We start from the raw sequence: 15,140 nt of genomic DNA on the forward strand, positions 1-15,140 counted from the left end.
CTCACTTGTGTCGGCGCGGCGTCGCGCCGGCCGTCTTTTTCCTCTTTCCAGTCACGGAGTCGCCATGAGCGAGGCGCACGTATCGGTCGATGCCGCGCAGCACGCGCGTTTCAGTTTCGAGGTCACGTTTGTCGGCACCGATCTCTCGCCGGTGCTGACCGACGAGCCGCCGCCGCTCGGCGCCGGCCGCGGCCCGAACCCCGTCCGGCTGCTGGCCGCGGCGGTCGCCAGCTGTCTCGCGGCGAGCCTGCTGTTCGCGCTCGAGAAACAGCGCGTCGATCCGCAGCCGGTGGCTGCGCATATCGACGTCGACATGGAGCAGAACGATGCGGGGAGGGTGCGGGTCGGCGCAATGGCCGTGACGCTGTCGGTCGGCAAGGCGTGGGCCGATCTCGCGGCGGCGACACGCATGCTTCACCGGTTCGACGCGTATTGCGTGGTGACCGAGAGCATGCGCGACGGCATACCGATCTCGGTGGCGGTGCAGGACGTGAACGGTACGGTGCTCGACCGCGAGACGACCGGCGTGTGAGCGCGCGTCAGGATTCGGTCGCGGCCGCGACTTCGGCCGCTTCGGTGAGCGCGTCGAGAAAGCGCGTGCGCCACCAGTGCACGTCGGTCTTGCGCACGATCGCCATCAGCGCCGCGTGACGCTGGCGACGCTCTTCGAGCGGCATCGCGAGCGCGCGCTGGATCGCCTGCGCGGTGCCTTGCGTGTCGTACGGATTGACGAGCAGCGCCGATTTCAACTGCTCGGCCGCGCCGGCGAAGCGCGACAGCACCAGCACGCCCGGGTCGGCTGCGTCCTGCGCGGCGAGAAACTCTTTCGCGACGAGATTCATCCCGTCGCGCAGCGGCGTGACGAGCGCGACGCGGCTCGCGCGGTAGAGGCCCGGCAAGCGCTTGCGAGCGACGGTGCGGTGAATGTAGCGCATCGGCATCCATTCGAGTTCGCCGTAGTCGCCGTTGATCGCGCCGCACAGGCTGTCCATCTCGCGCCGCAGGTCGTCGTATGCGCCGAGGTCCTCGCGGCTCGGCGCGGCGATCTGGATCAGCGTCGCGCGGTCGCGGTTCTCCGGATACTGCTCGAGCAACTGGCGGAACGCATGCACGCGCTGCGGCAGCCCCTTCGTGTAGTCGAGCCGGTCGACGCCGACCAGCAGCTGGCGGCGCGAATATTCATCGCGCATGCGCTCGAACATGTCGATGCCGTCGCGATCGCGTGCGAGCGATTCGAACTCGTCGACGTTGATGCCGATCGGAAATGCGCCGGCCGACAGCGTGCGGCCGAACGCGCGCAGGCGGCCGTCGGGCAGCCGTGCGGCGCCGGCTTCCGCTTCGACGTAATGCTCGAAGTGGAGCAGATCCGACTCGGTCTGGAAGCCGACGAGATCGTACGCGAACAGCGAGCGCATCAGCCATTCGTGTTCCGGGATCGCGGCCATGATCGGCGGCGGCGGCATCGGGATGTGCAGGAAGAAGCCGATCGGATTCCTGCAGCCCATCGCGCGCAACTCGGCGGCGAGCGGAATCAGCTGGTAGTCGTGGACCCAGATGGTGTCGTCGGGCCGCAGCAGCGTGCTCAGCTTGCGCGCGAACAGCTGGTTGACGCGCCGGTAGCCATCGGCGAAGCGGCGGTCGAACTGCGCGAGATCGAGCCGGTAGTGAAACACCGGCCACAGCACGTTGTTCGAATAACCGAGGTAATACGCGTCGTAATCCTGCGGGTCGAGATCGATCGTCGCGAGCTGGATGCCGCCGACGTTCTGGATTTGCACCTCGTCGCCATGCGCGGGCTGATCGTCGCCGCCGCGCAACCGGCCGCTCCAGCCGAACCAGACGCCGCCGGATTCCTGCAGGCTGTCTTTCACGGCGACGGCGAGCCCGCCGGCCGCGGCTTTACGTGGATCTGCAATGCGATTGGATACGACGACGAGTCGGCTCACCAGTTCTCCTGACGATTGTTGGGGGATGGTTCGTGCGGCCGTGGCGCGAGAAGCGGACGCCGCCATCGACGCGCGCTGCGCGCAGCGATGGGGCCGCAATGCGATCGGACGGGAGTCAGGGCACGCGATTCGCCGTCCGAACGGGGAGTGCTTTTTTTAGGATACTCGTCATTCGTGCGTTTTAAAAGTCTGCATCGGCGAGCGATGCGCGGGTGAATGCAGCACGATCTCCATGTCGTCGGTGTGGCAGCGCACGATACATGGGCGGGAGCGAAACTTGCGCGACGCTGCAAACGCAGCGTGCGCCATGCCCTGCGGAGGAGGGCGCATCTTGCGCGATCGTTCGTGACGATGCGCATTGCCCGACACAGGCACGATGCTGCGCCGGTCGGTAGAAACGACCGTCGACGATCGCGCTACGCCGACGTACGTGCTACACGCACGCGTGCCGCGAACGCGCCACGCGAATCGGCGAAGCGCGACGTCGTGCGTGAGAACAGGCCACGCCGGACGGCGACGATGCACAGCCGCACCGCGTGCCGCGTGCGGCCGCGCATCGTGCGGTGCGCGCAAGCGTGACGACGCAGGCGGGGCGGCGGAACAGTGTGCGCATCGTCGTCTCCTTGCGGCATCCGTTACGCGGTGGCCGGTTGCCAGTGATGCGCGGCGGGCGCTTGCGCGTACGCGTTCGGCGGCGTCGCGTGCGTGCCGGACGGCATCCGGAACGCGGCGACCGTTTCGGACAGCTCGCGGCCTTGCGCCTCGAGCGACTTCGATGCGGCCGCGGCCTGCTCGACGAGCGCCGCGTTCTGCTGCGTCGTCTCGTCCATCTGCGTGATCGTCAGGTTCACCTGGTCGATGCCGCGGCTCTGTTCGGCCGACGCGGCCGCGATCTCGCCCATGATGTCCGTCACGCGCGCAACGGCCTGCGTGACGTCCGACATCGTCTTGCCGGCTTCGCCGGCGAGCGCCGAGCCGTCGCGGATCGTCTGCACCGATGCGGAGATCAGCTCCTTGATCTCCTTCGCCGCCGTCGACGAGCGCTGGGCGAGACTGCGCACCTCGCTTGCCACGACCGCGAAGCCGCGGCCCTGTTCGCCCGCACGCGCCGCTTCGACGGCCGCATTCAGCGCGAGGATGTTGGTCTGGAACGCGATGCCTTCGATGATGCCCGTGATGTCGGCGATCTTCGACGAGCTGTGGCCGATCTCCGTCATCGTGTCGACCACGCGGCCGACCACCGAGCTGCCGCGATGCGCGACGTCCGATGCGTTCGCGGCGAGCGTGCTCGCCTGTTGCGCGTTCTCCGCGTTCAGCCGCACCGTCGACGTGAATTCCTCCATCGTCGCGGCGGTTTCCTGCAGCGACGCGGCCTGTTCCTCGGTGCGCTGGCTCAGGTCGAGGTTGCCCGACGCGATCTCGCTTACCGCATGCGCGATGCTGTTCGACGAATCGCGCACACGGCCGACGATGCCGATCAACCGCTCGTTCATCGTCCGCAGCGCTTCGAGCAGATCGCGCGTCTCGTCGTTGCCGCTCACGTGGATGCGGCTGCCGAGATCGCCGTTCGCGACCGTGCGCGCGACGTCCACGGCCGAACCGATCGGCACCGTGATCTTGCGCGTCAGCCACAGGCCGCCGCAGACCGCGACCGCGACAGCGATCAGGCAGATGCCGGCCAGCAGGTTGCGCTCCATCGCATAGCGATCCGCGAATTGCTGCGCGATCGCGAGTTCGCGTTCATGCGTATAGGTCGCGTATGCGTCGGTCGCGCGCACCAGCTGCGCGAGCAGCGGCCGGCAGTGGTCGTCGATGTCGGCGGTCGCCTCGTCTTTCTTGCCGGCCTGCGCGAGCCCGACGATGCGCAGCGCGACGGGCCCGTAGCTGCCTTCGATGCGCACGATGTCGGCCACCAGTTCGCGCGCGCGATCGGAGCTGTCGGTCGCGTTCGCCATCATCTCCTTGAGCTTCGAGAGACGCTCCTGCACGTCCTTGTGCGCCTGGTTCACCTCGGCCAGCTCGAGCTCGAGGTCGGACGGCTTGGTCACGAGCACGAGGTTGCGCGCGGCGATCGCGCGCCGGTCGACTGCCGTGCGGATCTGCGCGGACAGGTTCGCCCGCGCGTTGACGCCGTTCATGTAGCGGGAAAACTCGGCGTTCGTGTCGGATAGCGCCTTGAGTGCCATGCCCGACACGATTACGACAACCGCGGCGAGCAGGCCGAAGCCGCCTAGGAGTTTTGTTCTGATACTCATTCTGGCGATTTTCACAGTGTGCCTCTGTGCGTGTGGTTGGCGAATTGAATTTATTGTTCGACCAGATACGGGCTCGTGCCGGAATTAACGGGTATACCGGATGATTCTTTACCCGCCGAAAACCCTGATATTAGTTTTTTAGCATTGGAAACCATGCCAGGCGGCATTTGTTGGCTTTGATCAAAAAACGCCGGAGCGCCCGCAATTTAAAGATTTATACGTGGAATTTGAAACCGGTTTTATAGGGTTAAACAAAATAGCTTTTTGCTAATAATTGTCTGATGAATCTGTTTTGATTTATGGATGAATGACGGAATTTCGTTGCAGTCTAATTGGGGAGGGAACCGATGTGCGTCGCGGGCGGCGTGCGCCGCACGATTGGCGGTAATGCCCGAAAAGCGGAAATTCGCGGCGAAGTGGGGCGCCGGGGAGCGGCCCGCGGCGGGCGCCGCGAACCATGAGAGGGTCAGAACGTGGTGCGCAACCCGGCCATCACGCTGCGGCCGCCTTCCGGCGCGAAGCCGCGCACGACCGAGGTCGAATAGCGGATTTCCTGGTTCGTCAGGTTGTCGCCGCGCAGGTACGCGAGCCAGCGCGTCGCACCGACGCGGAACTTGTAGGTGAGCATCACGCCGAGCGACGTGTAGCCGTCCGTCGAAACGTCGTTGTCCGGCACGCGATGCTGCGACCAAGCATGCGTGACCTGCGCGCGCGCGCCGAACGGGCCGTAGCCGTAGTCGGCCGCGAGCGTCGCGCGCAGCGGCGCGATGCGCGGCAGCGGCTGGCCCGTGTCGACGTTGCGCGCGTGCGTGTAGTCGGCCGTCAGTTCCAGGTCGACCGTATGGCCGCGCCGCGCGAAGGCGCGCCACTTGCCGTCCAGCTCGATGCCGTAGAACTCGGCGCGCACACCGCGGTAGATCGCCTCGTTGAGCGAGCCGTCGGTACCGGGCGCGACCGGTTCGCCGTCGTCGTTCACCACGCGGCCCGTGTTGTACTCGGTCAGGTAGTTCGAGAAGCGGTTGTAGAACACGCCGATGCTGCCGCGGTTCGGGCCGCTCGCGTAGCGCAGCGACAGGTCGGTCGAAACGGCCTTTTCCTTCGACGCGTTCGGGTTGCCGATCAGGAACTGGCCCGTCGCATCGTGCGGCCCGTTCGAGTACAGCTCGTAGAAGGTCGGCGCGCGCTCCGTGTACGCGACGTTGGCCGCCACCGACCATACGGGCGTGAGCGAGAACAGCGCGCCGGCCGACAGGCTGCCCGCGTTGAACTCGCGCGGCTGCGCCCCCGCGAATTTCTCGACGCCGGCCGGATCGGGATCGACCTTCACGTGCTCGAAGCGGCCGCCGAGGCTCAGCTTGAGCGCGGGGACGACCTGCCATTCCTCGAGGCCGAACAGTGCGACGCTGTTGGTGCGCGTGGACGGCACGAGCATCTCGTCGCCCAGCGCGGAGAACGTGTTCTGGCCGAACTGCACGCCGATCGCGCCTTCGAACGGGCCGATCTTGCGATGCGTCGCCTCGATGCGTGCCTCGTAGCCGCGATTGCGGAAGGTGGTGGCGGTTTCGCCGTTGTCGACTTCCTTGTGGCGGTAGTCGGTGTACGCGAAGTCGAATTTCAGCTTCGTGAACGGCCCGCTCAGGTTGCGCACCTCGGACGCGAGCGCAAGGCGTTCCTGGCGCATCCGCAGCCGCACGTCGCTTTCCGCGACGGAGCCGTAGTTCGATTCGTAACCGCTGTAGGACAGGCCCGCGAAGCCATCCGCCCATGTGTACGACGCGCCGACCGCGCCGCCGTGCACGCGGCCGTCGCTGTTCGGCACGTTGCCATACGGCTGCGGCGTGTCGGGGCCGTCGATCGCGCGTTGCGCGCTGCTGCGCGCGTAGCCGGGAATCCGCAGCTTGCTCGTTTCTCGGTCGAATGCGTCGACGTGGAACGCGAAGCGGCCGTTGCCGCCTTCGACTTGCGCGGCGCCCGCGCGCACCGAGTTCGCGCCGCCGTAGCGCGCGTCGAGCGCGCCCGTCACGCCCTGGATCGCTTCGCGCGGAATCCGGTTGTCGATCGTGTTGACGACGCCGCCCACCGCGTTGCCGCCGTATAGCAGCGCGGCCGGGCCGCGCACGATCTCGACGCGTTCGATCGACAGCGGATCCTGCGGCACCGCATGGTCGTACGACAGCGACGACGCGTCGTAGGCCGCGACGCCGTTCTGCAGCAGCCGGATCCGGTCGCCGTCCATCCCGCGGATGATCGGGCGGCCGACCATCGGCCCGTAGGTGGTGGTCGACACGCCGGGCAGCCCGTTGAGCGTCTCGCCGAGCGAATCGGCCTGGCGGCGCGTCAGCGCATCGCCGGAAAGCTGGACCGTCGGCGCGATCAGTTCGTTGTCGCCGAGCGGGTTCGCGGTCACGAAGATCGGGGCGAGCGGGGTGGCCGGCGGCGTGCCGGACACGGCAGGCGTATCGGCCTGCGCGTGCGCGACGGCGGCGAACACCATCAGCGAAAGGGACGAGAGCGGGCGAAGCGGTAGACGAGGGAGGTCGCGCATGGTCGGGAAATCGGTTGGAATCGGATCGGATAACGAGCGATGCGGGCCACGGCTAGATACGATATATTGTTGCGTCGGCGACGCGCAGTGACCCGTTGGAACATGGCTCGGCGAGGCTTGCCCACCCACAGTGGAACGGCGGCAGGCGGACGAGCACGCGAAATGATATGTTATATCATTTCAAAATCCAAGCAGGACGGCGGCGTTCTGTCGGGTTTCTGTCGGATGGGTGAAATGGTGGCGGGAGCGGAAAGCGTCTGCACAGTGCTCGGAGCGACCGCCATCACGGGGGGATGCGATGCGCGTGCCGACGCGTTGCTCACGCGCCGGCCAGGTTCGCGTCGCCTGCCTTCGGTGTCTGTCGACACTGTCCGCGGGGAAACAGCCATACGCCGGTCGATGAGGCTGGCGTGGATAGCCACGATCGGATCCGGATCCACGGCAATCCGGCATCACGCGCCGGTGCGACGCCTTGCAGCACCGGCCAGCGCCGCGGATTGTCCCGCGCGTTGACGCGCATCAACGTCCTTCGATGCCGAAACCGGATACTGGATCGCTCACCGACCAGGCAGGAGCGACATATGACCCAAACCATGAAAGCGGCCGTCGTGCACGCGTTCGGCGAACCGCTGCGTATCGAGGAGGTGCCCGTGCCGACGCCGGGGCCCGGCCAGATCCTCGTCAACATCAAGGCATCGGGCGTGTGCCATACCGACCTGCATGCGGCCGACGGCGACTGGCCGGTCAAGCCGTCGTTGCCGTTCATTCCGGGCCATGAAGGCGTGGGCATCGTCGCGGCGGTCGGCGCGGGCGTCACGCACGTGCGCGAAGGGGACCGCGTGGGCGTGCCCTGGCTCTACACGGCCTGCGGCCATTGCGAGTACTGCCACACGGGCTGGGAAACGCTGTGCCACGGCCAGCAGAACACCGGATATTCGGTGAACGGCAGCTACGCGGAATACGTGCTGGCCGATCCCGACTACGTCGGCCATTTGCCCGCTCAGGTTGCGTTCGACGAGATCGCACCGATCCTGTGCGCGGGTGTCACCGTCTACAAGGGCATTCGCGTCACCGATACGCGCCCGGGCCAGTGGCTCGCGATCTCCGGCATCGGCGGCCTCGGGCACGTGGCCGTGCAGTATGCGCGCGCGATGGGCCTGCACGTCGCGGCCATCGACATTTCACCCGACAAGCTCGCGCTGGCGCGGCAGCTCGGCGCGCAACTGACGATCGACGCATCGATCGACGATCCGGCCAAGGTGATTCAGAAGGAGATCGGCGGCGCGCACGGCGTGCTCGTCACGGCCGTGTCGCGCAGTGCGTTCGCGCAGGCGCTCGGGATGGTGCGGCGCGGCGGCACGGTGGCCCTCAACGGCTTGCCGCCCGGCGATTTCCCGTTGCCGATCTTCTCGACCGTGCTGAACGGCATCACCGTGCGCGGGTCGATCGTCGGTACGCGGCGCGACCTGCAGGAATCGCTCGACTTCGCCGCCGACGGCCTGGTGCGCGCGCACATCCATCGCGACCGGCTCGGCAACATCAACGACGTGTTCGCGAAGCTGCGCGAAGGCAAGGTCGACGGGCGCATCGTGCTGACCGACATGCATTGACGCCGCACACACGGACCACGGCACCGCGCGACGGGCGACGTCGCGCGGTGCCGTGGCGGCCAGGTGCGCGTTATTGCGCGAAGAACACGTCGGTGCGGTTCGTCAGGTTGCCCGCGTTGGTCTGCACGAAGAACGGATGGAACGACGACGACGGAAGCACGTCGAGCCCCTGGTAGTCGCCGATGAAGAAGCCTTCGGCGTTGGGTGCGAGCTTCATGTCGAACGGGCCGCCGACGCGCCGCTCGTCGCCGAACGTGGTGCCGCCGTCATGCGAGATCTTGCGCCAGAAGCCGGTCGGCAGCGTCGTGGTGTTGCCGGCCAGCAGGTCGCGGAAGTCGTAGTACGTGACCATCACGGCCCCCGTATTGTCGACGCGCACCGATGGATTGAACGCGGGGCGTCCGGTCGGCGTATTCAACTGTTGCGGCGTGCTCCAGGTCGCGCCGCCGTCCTTCGACGTCGAGACCGCAATCTCGTCGTACGTGCCGCCGTTGAAGCGGCTGTCCTGCCACACGACGTACAGCTGCCCCGATGCGGGATCGATCGCGGGTTCCGGAATGATGTCGCCGGTGCGCACCGGTTCGCCGGTGACCGGATCCGTGACGCCGACCGTCTGCAGGCCAGCGATCACCTGCGGTTTCGTCCACGTTGCGCCGTCGTCGGTCGACTTGATGAACGCGACCTTGCCGGCCGCCTTGCTGAATGGTGGCTGGATCAGGTCGAAGAAATCGTAGAGCGTGCCGTTCCTCGGATCGACGACGATCTGGTTGCCGATCGTCTGCTGACGCGAAGGCACGTTGACGATGACTTTCGGGGCGCTCCACGTCTTGCCGCCGTCGATCGTCTTCGAGAACAGCGTCGGGCCGCGGAACGCCTGCGTGTGCAGGTTCGCGTACGGGTTGCCGTTCGGCAGCTCGAGGCGGTCCCATACCGCATAGGCCGTGCCGGCCTTCACGGGGTTTGCGGTCACCGATTCCTTGTCGTTGAAGAACTGCGTCGTCGGCTCGTCGTTCGCGATCAGCACGGCGGGGCTGCTCCACGTCTGTCCGCCGTCGGTCGAGACCGACGCGGCGACCGCGTTGCTGTTGTTCGACTGGTTGAACGAGATCGACACCGAGTACGCGGTGCCGTCCGGCCCGAACGAGACCCACGGATCGGACGCGCGTTCGTACTTGAGCCCGCCGGGCGCGCATGCGCTGAACGGCTGCGGCGTGCGTGCCCAGGTCGCGCCGCCGTCGAACGTGTAGCCGGCGACGAGCCCGTGGGCGCCGCCGTTCGACCAGCGGTCCTGCTGCCACACGCCGATCATGTTCATCGGGTTTGCAGGATTGACCGATAGCCACGGCTCGACTTCGGCGTTCACGTAGTTGGTGCCGGGGCCGCCGATGGTGCAGGCGGCGAACGGGCTCGGGCCGGACACCACGACGGGATCGGCGTGCGCCGCGGCAGCGGCGGCCATCGCCATCGCGGCGGTCAGGCGGGTGACAAGCGAGTGGGACACGATCATGCGTCGCATGGACTGCTCCTCGTTGACATGCGGGTGCGATGACGTGGCACGACGCGGCAACGCGATTCGGCGCGTGGCGTCGTATGCCGCGCATCATGCCGATACGTATCGTTCAGGATGCCGCTTCAGTCATCGCAATCCGCGTGCGCTGGACGCCGCCAGCGCGTCGGTTAAGACTCCTCTTCATTTTCATTGATTGTCAGGCGTGCCTGCGATGTCGGCCGGACGGGAAGGCCCGTCGGCGCATGCGACGAATGCGTCGAAGTGGATTGCAATGTAGGCGATTAGAATGCCGCCGGACAGGCAGTTTTTTGTAACAGTGCGTAGCCGGAAAGCGTTGCCGGCAGAGCGCCGCAGGCACGCAAAAATTGCCGTCGCAGCGGCATGAGAATCGAATCGAAAACGCGAATCGCAATCGCTTTCGATGAGGGCCGCCGAGCGCCGGTGGCGATGCCGGAACGTGCCGCTCAGCGTTCCGCTGGAAATCGCTCCTGCAACGCATGCAGCCAGCGCGCGACAACATCGAGTTCGTCATCGGAAAACCCATCGCACAGCTTGCCGTTGAGTTCGCGCAGCAGCACGCGCGCACGCTTGAGCGCGGCATGGCCTTCGTCGGTCAGGTACAACCGCGTCGCGCGGCCGTCGTCGGAATCGGCATGGCGCGTGATCAGGCCGGCTTTCGCCATCCGGTCGGCGAGCCCCGTCATCGCGGACGGCGCGAGCTGCAGCGCGGCGCCGACTTCGCCGATCAGCGCGCCATCCTGCTTCGCGAGACAGAACAGCGCGCCGGCCTGCGCGGCGCTCGCGCGCGTCTCGGTCTCCGCCTTGCGGTCGATCCATCGCTGCACGCGCCGCTGGCCGATGTTCAACATGAAAAACAGTCGTCGGTCTTCGCTCAAGCTGGGTTCCCGGCTGCAATGGAAAGGGAGGGACGGCCCGCGGTTCGCGGCGTGTCGAGTGCCTGCGCGAGCCAGTCGGCCACGTCGGGCCACAGCACGGTGCCGGGGCGGCTGCGGAAGAAGCCCATGTGCCCGACCGGGCCGCTGCCCGCCGCGTGCGGATCGATCTGGCGGCGTTCGACCGCCGCGCGGGTCAGGTAGCTTACCAGCAGACCGATGGCAGCCGGGTTTGCCCACGGATCGTCGTCAAAGCCGAGCGCGAGGATCGGCAACTGCTGTTTCGCGTAACGCTCGGCCGCGCCGAGTGTCGGATCGTCGAAGAAATAATGCGGCAGCGTCGTCCAGCGGCTCCATTCACGGAACACGCCGGCCGGCATGTCCTCGCCAAGCCCGAGCCGCTTGCCGGGCACGTAGCCGAGCAGCGCCGACATCAGCGGGCCGAGCACGCGCAGGATCAGCCGCACCTTCAGGCGTTCGGCCGCCTGCGTGATCAGTCGCGTGCTGCCCGCATGCGCGGCGACGAGCACGGCCGCGCGCAGGTGCGGCGTCGTGGCAGACAGCCCGATCGCATGCCCGCCGACGCTATGGCCGACCGCCAGCAGCGGCAACCCTTCATACGCCTGCCGTGCCCACGCGGTCGCCGCGCCCACGTCGAGTTCCATCCAGTCGCGCATACGGGCCTGCAGCGCGCCCAGGCGCGCGGGCCGCGACGCGCCGATGCCGCGATAGTTGTAGGTGAGCGCCGCGAAGCCGCGTTCGGTCAGGAAGCGCGCGAAGCCCGCATACAGCCGCTCCGGCACGGCCGTCGCCGGATGGATCAGCACCAGCGCGCGCGGCGGCGCGTCCGGCGACCACAGCGTGCCGTGCAGCACGTAGCCGTCGGCGGCGGAAAACTCGATGGGTTGGGAGGTCATGGCCGTCCTCGTTCCAGGTAGTTATTTCGTATGCGAAATATAGTCCGCGATTTATTTCGTGCACGAAATATCTGTCGAGGATTCATTCGAACGGCAGACGGCCGAGACGGGTTCGAGCACAGGGCGCCTGAATGCACTTCATAAAATATTTGCATCTTTGCAAAGCAGAATATTGCGTTTGTTTCATGAAGCAGATCGACGTATCTTCACCGGTTCAATCCGTTCCGCCGGCCGTCGCGCATGGCGGGCCACGCGGCGGCGCGACCGCCAACCTTCCGGGAGATCATGTTGTCGAGCCGAATCGTCACGGCACTCTTGCTGGCGCTTGCCGCGCAGCCGGGTATGGCCAAAGACACCGTCACGCTGCGCGTCGGTGAACAGAACTACTTCAACATCCAGGCGTCGATGGAGGCGTCCGGTGTGTTGAAGGACCTGCCTTACACGATCGAGTGGAAGCACTTCCAGGCCGCCGCACCCGTTGCCGAAAGCCTGAACGGCAACGCGATCGACGTCGGGTTCCTCGGCGATTCCGCACTACTGACGCTGGCCGCGCGCGGTGCGCCGGTGAAGGTCGTCGCCGTGTCGCGGCAGAGCCTCGACGGCGTCGCGATCCTCGTGCCGAAGAATTCGCCGGTGCGCACCGTGGCCGACTTGCAGGGCAAGACCATCGCCGTGTGGCGCGGCGCATGGAGCCAGCAGCTCGTGCTGCGTGCGCTCGAACACGCGGGGTTGCGCGCCGATTCGGTCAAGTACGCGTACCTGATGCCGATCGATGCGACCAACGCACTCGCGAACGGTTCGGTCGACGCCGTGTCGCTGTGGGAGCCGTTCGTCAGCACGCTTGCGCTGCGGCAGGGCGCACGGCCCGTGACGACCGCGCAGGGGTTGATGCCCGCGCTGAGTTTCGTCGCCGCGAACGAGCAGGCCGCCTCCGGCAAGCGCGCCGAGATCACCGATTTCCTGCGCCGCGTCGTTGCCGCGCGCCAGTGGGTCGACAGCCATCCGCGCGAGTATGCGGACCTGTGGGCGAAACGCGCGAAGCTCGAACCCGACGTCGCGTACCGCTGGCTCAACAACGCGAAGCAGCGCGTCGGCCCGGTCGACGAGACGGCCGCGAAGGACGCGCAGAACACGGCCGATTTCCTGCACAAGGCCGGTGTGATCCCGGCCGCATACGACACGTCGAAGCTCCTCGACCGCTCGTATGCGGGCGCGTTCGCCGCGCCCGTGCAGAAGACGGCCGCCGCGCAGTAAGCGGGCCATCCCGGCCGCGATTTCCGATCGAGAACCACAAGGACATCCCGACATGCCAGTCGACATCATCGGCATGATCACCGCGACGCCCGGCGCGGAGGTCGACGTACCGGGCGGCGAGGCCGTCCAGCCCGACTACGTGCGCCGCTTCGCGCAGGCGCACGAGGCCGCAGGCTTCGACCAGATCCTGGTCGGCCATTTCAGCAACGCGGCGGACGGCTTCATCGTCGCGTCGTTCGCGGCCGCCGCGACCGAGCGCATCCGCATCCTGCTCGCGCACCGGCCGGGCGTAATCGTGCCGTCGGCCGCCGCACGGCAGATCGCGACGCTCGACGTGTTCAGCGGCGGCCGGCTCGCGCTGAATGTCGTGTCGGGCGGCGACGATGCGGACCTGCAGCGCGACGGCGATTTCGTGCCGCACGATGCGCGCTACCGCCGCACCGGCGAATATCTCGACGTGCTGAAACGGATCTGGCAGGCTGACTCGCCGGTCGACCACGATGGCGCGTTCTACCGGCTGCGCGGCGCGTCGCCGCTCGTGAAGGGCACGCAACGGCCGCACGTGCCGATCTATTTCGGCGGCTCGTCGCCGGCCGCGCTGGCGGTCGCGGGCGAGCATGCCGATGTCTACATGACGTGGGGCGAGCCGCTCGCGTCGGTGCGCGAGCAGATCGCGCGCGTGCAGGCGGCCGCCGCGCCGTTCGGTCGTGCGCCGCGCATCAGCGTGTCGTTCCGGCCGATCGTTGCCGATACCGAGGCTGCCGCATGGGAGAAGGCCGAGGCGATCCGCGAACGCGTGCGCGCGGCACGGCTCGCAAATGGCCAGCCGATCGCCGACCATGCGCCGCAGAATGCCGGCTCGCAGCGGCTGATGGCGGCCGCCGCGCAGGGCGACGTGCTCGACGAGCGGTTGTGGATGGGTGTCGCGAACCTGACCGGCGCGCGCTGGAATTCGACCGCGCTGGTCGGCACGCCCGAACAGGTCGCGCGGGCGCTCGGCGCGTATTACCGGCTCGGTGTATCGACGTTCCTGATTCGCGGGTTCGATCCGCTCGACGATGCGCTCGATTACGGGCGCGACCTGATTCCGGCAATTCATGCGCAGGTCGCGGAACTCGACCGGTACCACGCGGCGGTGACGGCGTAGACGCGTCGCGGCGCAACGACGTACGGGACTGCGTCGAATCGCCCCGGCATTTCCGTTGTGGCATGCCGGGGCGATGTCATGTGGGGCATCGGCGTTTCGTCGCGTTCAAAACGACGGCAACCCCGGCGGATTGGTCTCCGCACGCGCGATCGCCTCGCTCTGCAAGCCCCAGCGCGCGAGCGCCTGCCCATAGCGGCCGCTGCCGATCAGCGCGTTCGTCGCGAGCGTCAGCGCCGGTGCCAGCCCGCTGTCGCGCCGCGTCGCGATCGCCACATCGGCGTTGGCCGGCCAGCCCGCATTGACGACGCCGACACGGCGGATCTTGCCGGTGCGCGCGGCCTCGTACGCGAGCGACGCGTTCGGGTTCAGCTCCGCATCGGCACGGCCCGACAGCAGCGCGACGCGCGACGTCGCATCGTCGTCGAAATAGAGCAGCTCGGCCGGCTTCAGCCCCTGCGCCACGTTGCGCTTGTTCCATTCGAGCAGGATGCGCTCCTGGCTCGTCCCCGCGCCCGTGATGATGCGCAGGCCGGCGATATCCTTCGGCTCGGCGATCTTCGCGATCAGGCTGCCGGTGCGCACGTAGAAGCCGTGCAGCCCGAGCCGGTAGGTCGTGAAATCGTATTTCTCCTTGCGCTTCTCGGTCACGCCGACGTTCGAGATCACCGCGTCGTACTTGCCGGACGTCAGCCCGAGCGGCCAGTCGGCCCACGCAATCGGCACCAGCGCGAGCGAGCGGCCGAGCGCATCGGCGACGAGCTGTGCATAGTCGGGATCGGCGCCGACCACGGTGCGCGCGTCGGTCGCATAGGTCGACACGGGCGGCGCGTGCGGTGAGATCGCGACCGTGAACGCGCCGTCGCGTACCCAGCGGTAGCCGGCTGCCGCGCGGATCGCCGCGTCGTCGCGTTCCGCGCGCAGGCGGCCGGCCTGGCGCGGGTCGAGGTCCGCCGTGGCGGCGGCCGCGTGCGCCGTGTGCCACGGCAAGCCGGTTGCCGCGACCAGCGCGGCGGTCATGAACTGGCGTCGGTCGGTCATCGTGCGGCACCTCGCAGGTCGGGAG

The 15,140-nt window shown here is 67.5% G+C and carries 11 protein-coding genes; 4 read left to right on the forward strand and 7 right to left on the reverse strand.

Translation table 11 applies throughout. The annotated features are described in order from the left end of the window. The first annotated feature begins 64 nt into the window (after nucleotides 1-64). Entirely contained in the window at nucleotides 65-532 is a 468-nt protein-coding gene (locus B7G54_RS02140; protein ID WP_085037537.1) for an OsmC family protein, read from the forward strand. A 7-nt stretch (nucleotides 533-539) separates the two neighbouring features. Here the strand turns inward: B7G54_RS02140 and otsA are convergent, their stop codons facing one another. The 3 genes from otsA to B7G54_RS02160 all read right to left on the reverse strand — a co-directional run bounded on the left by otsA (nucleotide 540) and on the right by B7G54_RS02160 (nucleotide 6,746). Then, nucleotides 540-1,946: an alpha,alpha-trehalose-phosphate synthase (UDP-forming) gene (gene otsA / locus B7G54_RS02145; protein WP_085037538.1), complete on the reverse strand. Its 1,407-nt coding sequence runs from the start codon at nucleotides 1,944-1,946 to the stop codon at nucleotides 540-542. A gap of 635 nt (nucleotides 1,947-2,581) precedes the next feature. After that, nucleotides 2,582-4,201, reverse strand: coding sequence for a methyl-accepting chemotaxis protein (locus B7G54_RS02155; protein WP_085037540.1), 1,620 nt, complete (start codon nucleotides 4,199-4,201; stop codon nucleotides 2,582-2,584). 466 nt (nucleotides 4,202-4,667) lie between these two features. Beyond that, the gene (locus B7G54_RS02160; RefSeq protein ID WP_425266444.1) at nucleotides 4,668-6,746 is read right to left on the reverse strand and encodes a TonB-dependent receptor; all 2,079 of its coding nucleotides are present in this window, start codon (nucleotides 6,744-6,746) and stop codon (nucleotides 4,668-4,670) included. A gap of 581 nt (nucleotides 6,747-7,327) precedes the next feature. On the opposite strand from B7G54_RS02160, the gene adhP reads away from it, so the two are divergent. Then, complete coding sequence (gene adhP / locus B7G54_RS02165) at nucleotides 7,328-8,356, forward strand: alcohol dehydrogenase AdhP (protein WP_085037542.1); 1,029 nt, start codon at nucleotides 7,328-7,330, stop codon at nucleotides 8,354-8,356. A 70-nt stretch (nucleotides 8,357-8,426) separates the two neighbouring features. Here the strand turns inward: adhP and B7G54_RS02170 are convergent, their stop codons facing one another. The 3 genes from B7G54_RS02170 to B7G54_RS02180 form a co-directional block, all read right to left on the reverse strand. Further along, entirely contained in the window at nucleotides 8,427-9,872 is a 1,446-nt protein-coding gene (locus B7G54_RS02170; protein ID WP_085037543.1) for a sialidase family protein, read from the reverse strand. A 458-nt stretch (nucleotides 9,873-10,330) separates the two neighbouring features. Beyond that, nucleotides 10,331-10,762 (reverse strand): MarR family winged helix-turn-helix transcriptional regulator, encoded by a 432-nt coding sequence (locus B7G54_RS02175; protein ID WP_059240503.1) that lies wholly within the window; start codon nucleotides 10,760-10,762, stop codon nucleotides 10,331-10,333. Next, entirely contained in the window at nucleotides 10,759-11,676 is a 918-nt protein-coding gene (locus B7G54_RS02180) for an alpha/beta hydrolase family protein (protein WP_085037544.1), read from the reverse strand. Before B7G54_RS02180 ends, B7G54_RS02175 begins: the two co-directional genes overlap by 4 nt. A gap of 285 nt (nucleotides 11,677-11,961) precedes the next feature. On the opposite strand from B7G54_RS02180, the gene B7G54_RS02185 reads away from it, so the two are divergent. Both B7G54_RS02185 and B7G54_RS02190 read left to right on the forward strand, forming a co-directional pair. Then, entirely contained in the window at nucleotides 11,962-12,930 is a 969-nt protein-coding gene (locus tag B7G54_RS02185) for an ABC transporter substrate-binding protein (protein WP_085037943.1), read from the forward strand. 52 nt (nucleotides 12,931-12,982) lie between these two features. After that, nucleotides 12,983-14,077: an LLM class flavin-dependent oxidoreductase gene (locus B7G54_RS02190; protein WP_085037545.1), complete on the forward strand. Its 1,095-nt coding sequence runs from the start codon at nucleotides 12,983-12,985 to the stop codon at nucleotides 14,075-14,077. Between the two features lie 105 nt (nucleotides 14,078-14,182). Here the strand turns inward: B7G54_RS02190 and B7G54_RS02195 are convergent, their stop codons facing one another. Further along, on the reverse strand, nucleotides 14,183-15,115 hold the full coding sequence (locus B7G54_RS02195) for an ABC transporter substrate-binding protein (protein WP_085037546.1): 933 nt from the start codon (nucleotides 15,113-15,115) through the stop codon (nucleotides 14,183-14,185). Nucleotides 15,116-15,140: the final 25 nt, after the last annotated feature.

The organism is Burkholderia puraquae, assembly GCF_002099195.1.
Classification (GTDB): Bacteria; Pseudomonadota; Gammaproteobacteria; order Burkholderiales; family Burkholderiaceae; genus Burkholderia; species Burkholderia puraquae.